The organism is Stenotrophomonas maltophilia group sp. RNC7, assembly GCF_030910085.1.
Lineage (GTDB): Bacteria > Pseudomonadota > Gammaproteobacteria > Xanthomonadales > Xanthomonadaceae > Stenotrophomonas > Stenotrophomonas sepilia.
Map to the genome: position 1 here is coordinate 25,437 of NZ_JAVFVN010000783.1, position 12,735 is coordinate 38,171.

The window sequence follows — 12,735 nt, forward strand, 5'->3', positions numbered from 1 at the left end:
GATCTCCATGCGGTTCGCCAATGATGAGAACACGGATGATCTAGAGCAGAGCAACGCAGCTGCGGCGAAAGTCGTAGTACTGGCACTACTCTACATTGGCCACCACCCCCTCGGGGCCGGCAGCTTCCACACCAAACTCTGCCGCCTAAAGGACATCCTCAAGGCCTGCAACTCCACACAAACTCTGATCTCGGAGTTCGGAAGTTCCAAAAAATGCCAGGCAGAACTTCGAAAGCGAATCCGCCCAAGTTCACTTGGATCCGCACCACTGCTTATGCATGAACTGGCCCTGCTGAGTGAAGAAATAGGCTTTACGCTTTGCCCACCGGCACTTATCCCAAGCTTCTACCCAACAGGATATTCAGCCAATCAAACACTATACGTCCCTAATCGGATCCATTCTTACGTCTTGAATCAATGCGATGCGATTGTATCGCTCGCAACCACTCATATCGACCTACTTAAGAATGCGATACGTAGCCAACTGCACGAGGCGTTCAACCTTGTCCCGGCACCGGACAGCCAACTTGCTACGGAAGACCTTTCCGCGTTACCTGCGAGACTAGTGGGCATCTTCGACACCGCATACGGCACGCTGGAGCACCGCCACCCATTCCTGACTTACATCACGGCGATACGAGATGCCGCCCTGATTTTGCTGTGCGCGCATAGCGGCATGCGCATCTCAGAGGCTCGCGAGCTCAAGCGAGGGTGCCTCCGTCAGCATCAAGACGCCGCCATCGGACCGGCAAATTTGATAGTCGGAGTGCCCGCAAAGATACAGCCTATAACGGAATCGACTTGGATATGTAGCGACTTGGCTGCAAAGGCAATCCATGTGCTGGAAGCCATTTCCTCGGTACATCATGAGATGCGCGACACCAAACTGGTCTCAGGGAGCTTCAGCAACTGGCTCTTTACGTCCGTACTAGGCTGGAAGAAGAAGCGGCACAGTATCGATCCACCGCGGGTTTCAATGATCGAAAGGATTAACTATCCGTGGCTATTTGATCCTGAGACTCTGAAGGTCACTGAAGACGACCTTAGAGTATCCGAACTCATCAACGGTAGCTCTGGGGGGCGTGTTGTACTCGGAAAGGTTTGGCCGTTTTCCTTCCATCAGCTGAGGCGGACATTGGTAGTGAATGCCGTGCGCTCTGGCCGAGTCGCGCTCGGCTCGATCCAGCTTCAGCTGAAACATCTTCACCTTGGAATGACCGAGTACTATGTGCGCGGATACCACAGCCTCTCGCTCAACGAGTCGATGCGCATTGAGCTTGCGGAGGAGCTTGCCAATGAGGCGGCCCGAGTCGCGAAGGGGCTTGCTGACTCGAAGCACTTCTCTCCCCATGGCTCAGCCCACAAGGATCGCCTTCTGGAGTTGATCAGCACCTCAGATCTAAAGGGGCTTGCGAAGCTCGCTAGCCAGGGCACACTTTCCGTGAGACCTACCCTGCTGGGTGTCTGCCTAAAGAAGGGTAACTGTGAGCATGGTGGCTATGACACGCTGTCCCATTGCGTAACGTGTCCCGAAGCACTGCTGGACAAAGGAAATGTAGTACGTGCGGAGAAGTTGATTGCCCACAGCGAGCCTCTATTGGAAGCATTGCGCCCTTCTGGAGATAGCCCGAGGATGCGTGCGCTTGAGGGCCAAGTTTCAGCGCTTAAGGACTTCGTCATCAGAGTGAGATCTAATGAGCAATGAACCTCCCCTGCTCGACAGATTGATAGCCGCATTCGATAGGCTGAAATCGGGTCAGCCAGAAGTATTGCCACCTGGAGCGCTCGTCAGTCAGAACAACGTTGCGAGAGAAGCGGGCATCCCTCCTGCCCACTTTAAGAAGTCTCGCTTCGGGCCCTTGATTGCGGAAGTTCAAGCCTATGTTGCCCAAAGAGACGGAGCACTACTCAGCGAGCGAGCCAAGTCTAGTTCGCTCGAGCTCAAGCTGGCGGACGCTGTTGCGCGAATCAGCGAGCTGAAGTCGGAGCGTGACCACCTGCGCTCGCTTCTACTTAGCGCTGAGATGAAGCTCGCCGAGCTGGCTCGTCGTTGAGCCTACTTAGCGAGCCCGAAACCCCCCTTCATTCTCGACCAACGGTAGCTGGGTCGTGGGATCACTTCCCACCTCTATCCAAGAGAGACCGCAGCCCCCAAAGTGCCGTACGAACCCTGATGGGTCACGTTGTAACGAGGCCACCTGGACAACCAGTCGGAGCTGCAACTCCAATGTGACTTGTGTCACAGGCCCACAGATGGCTATAGTCGGCATTGGGGATATTGGGGCCACGGACGGACAGAAGCCATGCCAAATTGCGTTCGGGAGAGACAAAATTCCGAGGATGCGCTTCGGCTCTTGCGAGCAAGATTGCGCATACACACTGGCGTAAAGCGAGCTCAGCGCTACTACTTTATATTCGTTTTTTTCCTACCCATAGTCTCTATCGTTACCGCATCTACGCCGTGCCTTTCGGGCGGCACAAAGTGGGTCAGCCTGGTCGCTCTTCTGGTGGGTGCATCAGACGCTTTGTGGATAGATCGCTGGCGCCGAGGCAGAATCAAGCTGTCGGCTAGACTGCAAGAGCAATTCGACACGACAGTCCTCGACCTGCCCTGGAATGCCTTCGTGGCCGGCCAGAGGGTCGATGCAGAGGAAATCGAGCGCTATGGAAGCAAGCCACTGAAGCCGGCACGGGAACTGGGACTCCGTAACTGGTATCCGCAATCGGTGGACCCGCTGCCTATGAGTAGCGCGCGCTTGGTTTGCCAGCGCACGAATCTTTGGTACGACTGGAACCTACGGGGGGACTATCAGCGCTACCTGAAGATACTTGGCTGGATGTACCTAACAGTACTAATAGTGATCTCACTCCAGAAGCCATTAGTCGACGTTATCCTGACGATGCTCGTTCCCTTCGGTCCATTTGCCCTGTGGACTATCAGAGAGTCTCAGCGTCAGGGTGACACTATTGCCTTGGTCACTCGTCTCAAAGGCGAGGTTGACGGTTCGCTGGATAAGTTCCAACCCGACGATGAGCCCGACAAGCTCGAAGCAAGAGCACGGCAGCTACAGGACGCCATCTTCTCCCACCGTGCGTCTAGCCCGTTGGTGAGTGACCTCGTCTACTTCTTCAAGCGTACAGGGCTTGAGCAGGAAATGGAGGCGGGCGCTAGGGACTTCATTAGGAGACTCAATGCAGGGGACGTTGCGAAATGAAGCACCTCAACCACTTCAGCGCATTTCTTGAGAATGTCGTCAATCTCAACAGCACTCGACTCGATCAGCTGGACAACTCCTTCGTAGCAATCGAGGGGTTCCTTAAAGATTCGAACTACCTTCCGAAGATCATTCGACTTTACAAGCACGGCTCATGGGCCCACCAGACCATCATTCGCCCTTTGGATGGTCGGCCATTTGACGCGGACGCCATTCTGTTCGTCAGGCCCGTACAGGGATGGGCTGCGGCAGACTATGTGGATCAGCTTGCTCGCACATTCGAAGCGAGCCCCAGGTACGCGGACAAGGTTAAGCGCTATCCCTACTGTGTGACCCTTGAGTACGCTGGCGACCGCAAAATGGACATTGCTCCCTGCGTCGTTGATCGCCTGTATGCCGGGTCGAATGAGGTGTGCAACCGGCGCAACAACACATTCCAGGACTCGAGGCCGGAAGAGTACACCTCCTGGTTGCGCGGCAAGAACTCAATCAGCGGCAACAATTCATTCCGCAAGGTCACTCGGCTCGCCAAGTATCTTCGGGACTACAAGGGAACCTTCACTTGTCCGTCTTTCCTTTTCACCACCCTACTCGGTGAGCGCATTCACGAGGGCGATCGACACGGAAATGACTTCAGCGATGTACCAACGTCCCTGAGGACTCTCTTTCGCCGCTTGGATGACTGGCTACAAGGCCATCATTACCCGCCCCATGTCCCAAATCCTGTGCTCCCTGCTGAGGATCAAGCCTCCGAGTGGACCGAGGAACAGTATCGGAACTTCCGCAACGCCATCCATCGATATCGTCAGTGGATTGATGCAGCGTTCGATGAACAGGACTCTACCCAGAGCATTGAGCTTTGGCGGCGAATCCTCGGCGACTCATTTGCCGTGCTTCGGAAACCGACGGTCGCCATGGAGGCAGGGCTGGCCGGTGCAGATGTCCAACTGGATGATGTCGATGTGCTCAAGACTGGCGGGTTGCAGATGGTGCCGCTGGAGATTCTCGAGCCGGGTCATCGCAAGCAACCCCAGTGGCCCCTAGCCAACTTCCGCTTGCCAGCGACTATCTCGGGCTACTTGGTCGATGCGGCTGGCGCCCCTTCGCGCGTAGTGAGAAGCGGCGAACCAATGCAGCCCAACCAGGATATTCGCTTTGAGGCGAAGCTTGGCGGACTTGCACCAAATCACACCTACAGGACCATGTGGCGCGTGACTAACACCGGGGCAGTCGCTAGACGAGCCGGCAAGCTTCGAGGGGACTTCGTGGGTTCGGACCAACCACATAGCCGACGCGAGACGCTGAGCTATCGCGGGGTCCACCAAGTCGAGGCCTTCGTTCTGAGTACCACCGACAATCAGATTGTCGGATTCAGCCAGCCCTTCTACGTCGTAGTGGAGTGAACTGTTTGGGTTCAACGACGCCCCTCACCGACCCGGAGCATCGATGAGGGCGGCTTGCTTAACCCATCTCTTGCTTAACCCATCTTCAGCGCCGTCCAAACCGAGGGCGGCCATCTCCGCCAATTGTTCAAGATCGTTCCGCTGATGTCCGGCTGAAGCATATAGGTTTTGCATGCCAAGCCGGACTTTCACGTCGGCAGGAGCTAGCGGCCCGACCTGAGCGCTAGTGCACTGATCGCGCCCCAAGGCATAGCGCAGCCCTCCCTTCCAGCTCCCCCTCCAGGCTCGCCTTCGCGACAATGCCGTATCCATTGTCTCCGAAGAAGATGGCGGCCCTCACTATTCAAAGGCCTCTTCCTGATGGTGCTCTGTCTCTATGGCGTTAGCGATCCATCGCTCGATGAGTGGGAGTCCGCAATGAACCCAATCTGCCACTTCGCCAGGCATCTCGGCAGCTAGTCGTGTCAGCTCTGAGCGGCGATTACGGAGCATATCCTTGATCGAGCCATTCCAGCGCAGCGGATACACCTGCCGATCGAACTTACCCAAGAACATGACTCTATCGGGCGCCCCTCTCAGCAAGCCCTCGAAGATCGGGTCGATCTTCGTGCCCTCCTCGAAGTCGCCTCTGCTGAACAACCACATCACGGCTCCCAACAGAGGGTATCGGTGCACAGCGTTGATCGATGCCCAGGACTGAATCGCTTGCAGCCCCATGGACCTGTACGCCAAGCCTTTGCTTCCTCCCGTGTCCCATCTTCGACCCAGCGAGTCTTCAGATGCACGAAGGAGGAATGTGTCCAGCATGACATGCGGATGTGCCTCGCAAAGTGCGTTGATGATCTCCCTGACTTCGTGGAAGTGGATGTCGCCAGCCTCCAAACTGAGGCAGAGCGACTCGGCCACGCTACGGGCAGGCTCTGGATCGCTCGTTGAGCAACAGATCTTGGCGACCTCTCCCGCGCTATGTACACGTTGTACTGATGCACTCTTGAACTTGAGACTAGCGAGAATACCCTGACCGACCTCAACCAAAGCCCTCGGTGCTGTGCTCGACGTGCTCTTGTTCGAGAAGAAGTACATGTGAAGAATTTCCAAGGCCACCCACTCTCCACTTGCGAGACGCGCAATATCTGCAAGTAGCGCGGCCAACAACGCGGGCGGTGAGTGCTCTACCAGTCCATTGGCAATGTGCACGAATGCAGGTGCCTCAAGCAGACCTGCGGCTAGGGCTCTGCGCATTCGGCTAATTCCAACCTGGTCTAGGCCAACGCGTGCCTGCAGGTAGGGCTGAATAGGAATCAGGCTACCCCGGCTTAGGGAGCTCTCGAGTGCGCCCTCTGTAAATTCAGCATCGAGTTCCTTGGCCTGGCGCAGGAATCCGCCGAGAACTGTCGCGTCACGTCGCGCTGCGTCCGCACGTTCGTAATCTGAGAGGAGCAGCTCCCACGTTTCAAGCAGAGTGGGTGCACCCTCCGCAAGTCCCATCCCACATTCGTAGGCGCGCTGGACGTCAGTTGCAACCATTAGCTCGCTCATGAACACCTCTCTGACTGAAGGGGCAAGTGCCAACTCACGGCCGACACCTTGCGCCATCAGAGATGCTCTCTTCCAGGCGTGCATGCCACTCTCATCGTCAGCCTCAGCGCTGCTGGCTTCCAACCCATCGACACCGCGACCAAGCACCGCCGCTCGTGCGCGGTCGAGAAGATCAACGGGCTGCAGGCGGTCGATCAGTGCTTCTAGACGAGTTCTGTACTCCCTCGGCATCTTCTTTCCATCGAAGCGTAGGGTGGCGCGCAGCGAGATCCAGCCATCTATCCAATGGGCGCGCTTCAAGAGCGCCTCAGCTGCATCCTCCAGCGCCCCATGGCAGGCTTCGTAGCGCCACAAGCCTCTAACGCTCTGGGCGAGAATCTGGCGAGGCTCATCGATCCTGTCAGAAAGGTGCACGCATAGGCGAATGGCGCGAACGTACCAGTCACACACATCGCTACTGGACTGAGGGTGCCACCCCCAGCTACGTGATCTGGCGCCAAAATCAAAGCTCGTACTCGATGAAAAATACGATGTCTTTAGTAGAGCTTGGAGAGCCAACAGCCCGCACGCCCGTGAGTCCTCTTCGTCAGATCCAAGAAGGTTCGCAACCAGTGCACGGCGAGTCTCGGGGCTCGCTTGCGTTCCGGAAAGATACAATTGGAACATCTCTGAGAATGCTTCGCGGGCTGAGTCGACCTGGTTCCCCGTCGGCTCAGTGGCTATGAATTGCATCAGAAGCTGCGCAGCGGAGTTGAAGTGCTCCGTCTCGTAGCTCAACGCCTTTATCAGGCGAATCCATTCCCAGCGTTTTCGTGATCCGCAATCGGCGATCTCAGGATAGATCTGCACAGCTTCGCTGATGCGACCCATGGCATCACCTGGAGCCAAGGGAGCAAGATTGGTGATGATCCTGAGATCCTGCGTCGCCGGGTTGAACAGATCTCCAAATGCGCCATCACTTCTAAGCCAGCGAGCAGCCGCTGCGCGTGCCTCTGGCACGTCGTGCAGATATCCAAGTCTTCTCGAGATTGAGGCCCGCAGCCGCGGCGTAGCCAAGCGAATGAGGTTGTCGAGGGTATCCTGGTGAGTCCTCGCAACAGCGGTGCTAGCAAGTCCATTCGCAATTGCCTGCGGTAGGATCGCCCTCCAGCGACCTCGGGCCTGCACAACGTTTCGTTGCCGCAACTCGACAATGACTTGATAGAGCGAGCGTGCGTCAACTCCGCGCATCTCAGCAATCTGCGCCAGCTCACTCTCAGCAGAGATGTCCTCGCCGTCCACAGAGTATGCCAAGGACAGGTCTTCTGCCGCCATCTGAAGTGATCCATCTTCAACGTTCCGTTGGCGGAATATACGTTGGATAAGGTCCCGACTCTTTACCTTGCCCAAAGTCTCTCCACGCCCGAGGGTCTCGGCAAGCGCGTTCGCAATACGAAAATTCCCGTCACTAAACGCCGCGATTGTGCGTCGATCAACCTCCGATATGTGACCGAAGTTCTGCTCAATCCACTTTTCAATCAAGTCGCTGGATGCTCCCTTGAGCCTGAAGACATCAGTTCGCTCCGGCTCGTCCTCGCGAACGTCATACTCGACGGTCAGGAGACTGATTGGGGCGCCTGATTCTGAGCAGATCTTCGCAAGCTCCGAATGGGTCTCCGGATTGCAGTTGTCGACGATCAGTATCGCGGGCTCTCCGCGGTTGATCAGGTCGCAAGCCATATCTCGTGCCGACGGACGTGTCTCGGTTGAGTAGTCGGTATAGACGGCAATACTAGGATCTAGGGGCTCAGTGCCGACACTGTCTTCGAACAGAGCTTGCACAAGTCTCGTCTTGCCCACTCCCGATAGGCCGATGAGGCGAACACATCGGCCGTGTCGACGCAACTCGTCCCTGAGCCGCTCCACACCGCTTAGGATCTCAAGTGCCTGCCCAGGCTTGCGGCTCTCATCCAGTAGGCAGGTAGAGCCATCAGCGAGGAATGCTGTCGTTGTCTTGTTGCTGCTCAAGCGATAAATGGAGGTCCAACCATTGAGCGCTCTGCCGGCGACTGAGCGGACCCATGCGGCCACGCCCGGGTACTCATTGACCCAAGCAGCGATGCGATCACGATCGTAAAAGTCCACATACAGGTCAGTTGGAGATGCGAGACTGGTGAGTTGTGCACGCATGGCCTCTCGACGCTCTTGAAGAGGCTTGTCGGCGACTGAACCCTGAGCACTGACAATTATGTATGCACCCTGCAGCTGTGCCAGCTCCGCTATTGCTGGCCTTAGCGCGCCCTTTGGGCACATCTCCTTGCGGATGGCACCTGCCGCCATATCGGGCTTCTTTACTTGGAAGCCAGTGTTCGCCCGCGGGACAAAGTCAGCCCGGGCCATTGCAACTGAACACGCAACTCGTACGTCCAAACCGCCATCAGGTGCATCTTGATGCCCGCCGGCAGTGACCGCGGAGATTGGCAATCCTTGCTTGCGCAGCTCACTGCTCGCCAAGCGCAGTACAAGGGAGCGAAGTTCTGCATCAGAAAGACGCTCGATATCCGAGCCAACGACCTCAAACATCCGATAACCTCGACTTTCCCAGGATCTAAGTCCGCGGGCGGGGCTTAGGAACTGCCCCTCTCCCCTTTCATGCAACCTCTGACGTCCGGCTTGGACGGCCGAGCGCCTATACGAATGGAACTCCAATTGGATTCTCTTCGATTACTTCGTGCACGCGCTTGATCGTCTCGCAGAACATCAGTCCCGTGTTCGCTTTCACGTATGCGCCGATCGGTTCTTCTCCCGCAAATACATCCTCGGGCTCGAATCGGTAGCCGGAAACGACGCCAGCAATGCGAAGTCCACTTCCAGGTTGCCACTTGTCTTCAAAGACCACCGGACCTCCCGAGAAGCCGGGGTTATTGTGCCCGTCAAGTATCAGCATCTCCCGCTCTCCGGCAACGGCAGGGCACACTGCCGACACGATCGCCCGCTTAATGAATGGTAGTGGAAACTCGCGATTGACGTGTGCGGGAACGTGGGCAGACCACCCGAAGGGGAAGCCAAGGAAGAATACTTCCTGAGATATCGCGAAGTTCTTCATGGATGCCTCGGCTTCGTACACCTTGACGGCGAAGTTCGCCGCCAACACCGCCACGTCGGCAGACTGGTGCTCACCAACCAGTCGCAACCTGATCTGCCACCACCCATCTGATCGCATGACATCTAAAGGCTGTTCTCGGTCCCAGTCCGAGATGACATGTTTGGCCGTAACCCAATACTGTCGATCTTCATGCTCCATGACAAAGATCGTGCCTGTAGAGTGGCCCACCTTCAACTGGAACACCCTGGAGTACACATTGTTGGTAATCACCGCCGATCCCTCGGTTCAGGCCAGAGCTGCAGAATAGCCGTTCCCAACGAAGGTGAGTATTACTCGACGGAAGGCGTCGCAGTGCTGGCCGGTATCGCGGCGTGAAGCTCTTCCCGTTTCTTATGACAGGCTGCTCTCTACCTCAATGCGAGGAAAATTTAAGGAAATCTCTAGTTGAAACTGGTGTCGGAATTCAGTCTGGTACAGCAGTGGCCTACCTTCTTTGGTATCGCTGTGTCGGTCATGTTCTTAGCATCAGCGAACCTCTTCGGTATGCTCTGGGGGTGGGTGATGCGGAAGCGTCGGGTGCTTCGCGAATACACAGGGAGCTGATGGTGTGAAGACGAGCGACGGCCGGCCGATCGTGCCCCTGTACGTCGCCACACCGCTTAGGTGAGATACGCAAGGATCAGAGCGCATGGTATTCAAAGGAATGGCGCTGCTTGACCATCGCTTCGAAGCAGCCAGCCCACCAGTTAGTTGTGGCCCGCGCGGGCACAGGTTGACCACTTCACGACAAAGTCCTCCTGCTCCATTGTTTCCACCGCCCCAGGACGAACCTGTCGCACTCTAGCAATCGCTTGCTCCGCACTCGATGCTGAGCCAGTCTGCAGAAGCAACATCGCTGCCACAGTCCCGGCCCTGCCAAGGCCCCCTTTGCAATGAACAACGGCTTTTCGCCCCTGCAGGAGCTCATTGGAAAGAAGCGATCCAGTACTCTCCCATGCCGACATGAAGCGAGAGTCTGGTGCAGCGCCGTCGATAATTGGAAGGCCATGCCAGTTGAGGCCGAGGGCCTTGGCCCGCTGCGGCAACTCTTGTATATGGAGTTCCTCGAACTCCCAGGGTTCCAGGAGGCTAAGTAGGTACTCTGCTCCCCAAACCACGATTGAGCGAAGATCTATGTCTAGATCTCTGTCCCATGAACCGGTCATTGCCATCTGCTGGCACTTTCCCGGCGCGAACGTCACTCCAATTGCTCCTCCAGCGGTTCCAACGGATAGTTCCGCTATCTGCAGTGGATGAGACAGGCTGGTCCTCTGCACGGCTAGATATCCTTGTTTGGCGCATCGTGGGTAAGTTGATCAACCGGGCTTACAAGCTGCAGGACTCTCGCTTCTATTCGGCTCAACGCTATCTCTAGCCCAGCGTCGCTGGGTGAATATGGGGGCTCAAACGCTGGGACCTCTATCCAGAAGGCCCGTTGATCCGCTCGCACGTAGGAGATGTAGTCATCCAGCAGAAGTGTTTCGCCGAGAATTGGGGACACGAAACGAAGATCCTTGGTACTACCCGTCCAATCGATATAGGGAATATCTCTGAACCAAAGGGGCGCAAAGCCTTCATCGGAAAGGAGTGCAGCGACCCTTCTGGCAACGGGGCGGGCCACGGCCGTGAACATCACAAGTTGCTGGAAGCTTGCTTGTGCTCGTTCAAGGAAGCTCCACAGCCCTGGCCTAGGAATTTGGCTGACGGCGTTGGAGATCAGGGTTCCTTCTAGATCAAGTGCCAGGATGGTCGGACGCATTCAATATGCCTCGCTGTTCTTTAGCTATACAGGCTGGTGACGAAGGTGGATCCAACCAGTAGGTATCCCCGATCCTGAGGATGGTCTCCAGCGCCACCTCAACGATTAGTGGCCTTCGCCAAGCGCTACTCGGAAGAAAGCAGTAGTCAGTTCTGCTCAGAGCGCCTGTAGATTCCCTCTGCTCAAGCCAGCGGGCTCTGCTCTGAACTTCTCGAGACAGCACTTGAATAGCAGCGGCTTCGTTGCCTCCCGAGCGCAGAAGCTTACTTGCCGCTCCTCGAACGGATGACCAGATCACATACCTTCTACGCCCCAAGCTAAGGCGGCTCCAATCCTGACCCAGGGCATTCAACACTTCATCGACGAGTTGAGTTCCGATTCGGTGTCGGCGTAGCTGAGAGCACAGATATGCTCTTGCTTCATGGGCAGATAGCTGCCGCCATACCCATAGCAGGTCTTGGGAATCGAGATTGGAACGCCAAGCATGAAGCGTTTGCGTGAGAGTGCTCTCGAGGTTGGCGGGTCGCCTCCAGCTCTCGCTGTAAGTCCAACCCACAGGATCATAGAGAGAACGGTTTACAGCCGAGTCCGCTGACTTTTCAGAAATCACCCCTGCGCTTTTTAGAAAGAGCAACAGCTGGTGAGCTACCTCTGGGTCCGCTGCGACCGGGGCACAAGCCGTCGTGGATCGTTCAAGCGCGCACCAGGCGCAGGTATAGAAAGGACCGAGCGAAACGACAAGACTGTCGAGCTCAGGCCACAAGGGAAGGAGGGTCTGTTGGCTACGGCCATAGATCACTCGATCCCCGGCATATGAACCAGCCGGAATGCTAGCAAGGCGGGGAACCGCCGTCTACATGATTTTCATGTAGATCGAGTGTCGGACATAGATTGCCTTCCGCTTCCTGAGGCGGACTGGATGGCTACGAAGACGATCTATCAAAGCCCGTACCTTCGCTTGGTCGGTAAGCTTCGTGAGCGACGCGAGTTGATGGGGATCAGTCAGACCGCTCTCGCTGCGCATCTGAGTTGGCCACAGCAACGGATTTCCTCAATTGAGTCCGGCTCTCGCCGCTTGGATATCCTCGAGTTCTGCCTTATCGCGTCAGCGCTAGGGATCACCTCTGCAGAAGCTGCAGAACTGGTCCGTAAGACTGTGAAGGCAGTGAAGATCCCACCGGTTCGATAGAGTCCCTCAGACATGGGAACATCCTATTTGAATGGCAACTATGTTCACAGATGAGCCCCCTACAGGTGCCTCTTTGCGCGACAGGGGCTCCAAGCGCGCGCTAGCGACCATTCTGGGCTGACTGCGAAGGACAAGGATGGACGAGATCAAAAAGAATAAATTTCCATATAAATCAATTACATACTAAACGTCCATACCTCTCGTTCTAATGTGTGCGCCGGCACCATCAATGCCGCCCCGGTCTACCCCCGCGAGGTGGTGCGGCGAGCCCTGCTGCACAACGCGGCAGCAGTGATCCTCAGCCACAACCACCCCTCCGGCGACCCGGAACCCTCCGGCGCCGATACCCGGATCACCGATGAACTGCAGCAGGCGCTGGCACTGGTGGACGTACGCCTGCTGGACCACTTCGTGGTCGGCGAAGGCCGCCCCGTTTCGTTTGCTGAACGAGGCCTGCTGTCCCCGCCCCAGCCACGCCTGTTCGGCTGAGCGGGCCTGACCAGGGC

At 56.7% G+C, this 12,735-nt stretch carries 9 protein-coding genes and 1 pseudogene; 6 read left to right on the forward strand and 4 right to left on the reverse strand.

The window, feature by feature from the left end; translation table 11 throughout:
• The first annotated feature begins 7 nt into the window (after positions 1–7).
• The 4 genes from RCF13_RS18565 to RCF13_RS18580 all read left to right on the forward strand — a co-directional run bounded on the left by RCF13_RS18565 (position 8) and on the right by RCF13_RS18580 (position 4,618).
• Positions 8–1,705: a site-specific integrase gene (locus RCF13_RS18565; protein ID WP_231352486.1), complete on the forward strand. Its 1,698-nt coding sequence runs from the start codon at positions 8–10 to the stop codon at positions 1,703–1,705.
• Complete coding sequence (locus tag RCF13_RS18570; protein ID WP_134968634.1) at positions 1,695–2,054, forward strand: hypothetical protein; 360 nt, start codon at positions 1,695–1,697, stop codon at positions 2,052–2,054. Before RCF13_RS18565 ends, RCF13_RS18570 begins: the two co-directional genes overlap by 11 nt.
• 249 nt (positions 2,055–2,303) lie before the next feature.
• The gene (locus tag RCF13_RS18575) at positions 2,304–3,215 is read left to right on the forward strand and encodes an S-4TM family putative pore-forming effector (RefSeq protein WP_181357885.1); all 912 of its coding nucleotides are present in this window, start codon (positions 2,304–2,306) and stop codon (positions 3,213–3,215) included.
• Complete coding sequence (locus RCF13_RS18580) at positions 3,212–4,618, forward strand: nucleotidyltransferase (protein ID WP_134968636.1); 1,407 nt, start codon at positions 3,212–3,214, stop codon at positions 4,616–4,618. The genes RCF13_RS18575 and RCF13_RS18580 overlap by 4 nt, the downstream gene beginning before the upstream one ends.
• 339 nt (positions 4,619–4,957) lie before the next feature.
• Here RCF13_RS18580 and RCF13_RS18585 read toward each other — a convergent pair whose 3' ends face one another.
• The 4 genes from RCF13_RS18585 to RCF13_RS18600 form a co-directional block, all read right to left on the reverse strand.
• Positions 4,958–8,326: an ATP-binding protein gene (locus RCF13_RS18585; protein ID WP_231352485.1), complete on the reverse strand. Its 3,369-nt coding sequence runs from the start codon at positions 8,324–8,326 to the stop codon at positions 4,958–4,960.
• Positions 8,327–8,825: 499 nt separating this feature from the next.
• The gene (locus tag RCF13_RS18590; RefSeq protein WP_049455500.1) at positions 8,826–9,512 is read right to left on the reverse strand and encodes a serine protease; all 687 of its coding nucleotides are present in this window, start codon (positions 9,510–9,512) and stop codon (positions 8,826–8,828) included.
• Positions 9,513–9,988: 476 nt separating this feature from the next.
• Complete coding sequence (locus RCF13_RS18595) at positions 9,989–10,453, reverse strand: protein-tyrosine phosphatase family protein (protein WP_308141450.1); 465 nt, start codon at positions 10,451–10,453, stop codon at positions 9,989–9,991.
• A gap of 107 nt (positions 10,454–10,560) precedes the next feature.
• A complete protein-coding gene (locus tag RCF13_RS18600) occupies positions 10,561–11,040 on the reverse strand; it encodes an NIF family HAD-type phosphatase (RefSeq protein WP_049455502.1) in 480 nt (159 codons plus the stop codon).
• Positions 11,041–11,959: 919 nt separating this feature from the next.
• Here RCF13_RS18600 and RCF13_RS18605 point away from each other — a divergent pair.
• Together RCF13_RS18605 and RCF13_RS18610 are read left to right on the forward strand one after the other, a co-directional pair.
• Positions 11,960–12,229: a helix-turn-helix transcriptional regulator gene (locus tag RCF13_RS18605; RefSeq protein WP_100051430.1), complete on the forward strand. Its 270-nt coding sequence runs from the start codon at positions 11,960–11,962 to the stop codon at positions 12,227–12,229.
• A gap of 210 nt (positions 12,230–12,439) precedes the next feature.
• Positions 12,440–12,718: pseudogene (locus tag RCF13_RS18610) on the forward strand (JAB domain-containing protein); the annotation flags it as partial.
• Positions 12,719–12,735 lie beyond the last annotated feature (17 nt).

What these genes read in the sequence shown, in the direction of transcription:
- RCF13_RS18565 (WP_231352486.1), top strand. Translation starts at nt 8, where the DNA reads ATGCGGTTCGCCAATGATGAGAACACGGATGATCTAGAGCAGAGCAAC.
- RCF13_RS18570 (WP_134968634.1), top strand. Translation starts at nt 1,695, where the DNA reads ATGAGCAATGAACCTCCCCTGCTCGACAGATTGATAGCCGCATTCGAT.
- RCF13_RS18575 (WP_181357885.1), top strand. Translation starts at nt 2,304, where the DNA reads ATGCCAAATTGCGTTCGGGAGAGACAAAATTCCGAGGATGCGCTTCGG.
- RCF13_RS18580 (WP_134968636.1), top strand. Translation starts at nt 3,212, where the DNA reads ATGAAGCACCTCAACCACTTCAGCGCATTTCTTGAGAATGTCGTCAAT.
- RCF13_RS18585 (WP_231352485.1), bottom strand. Translation starts at nt 8,326, where the DNA reads ATGCGTGCACAACTCACCAGTCTCGCATCTCCAACTGACCTGTATGTG.
- RCF13_RS18595 (WP_308141450.1), bottom strand. Translation starts at nt 10,453, where the DNA reads ATGGCAATGACCGGTTCATGGGACAGAGATCTAGACATAGATCTTCGC.
- RCF13_RS18600 (WP_049455502.1), bottom strand. Translation starts at nt 11,040, where the DNA reads ATGCGTCCGACCATCCTGGCACTTGATCTAGAAGGAACCCTGATCTCC.
- RCF13_RS18605 (WP_100051430.1), top strand. Translation starts at nt 11,960, where the DNA reads ATGGCTACGAAGACGATCTATCAAAGCCCGTACCTTCGCTTGGTCGGT.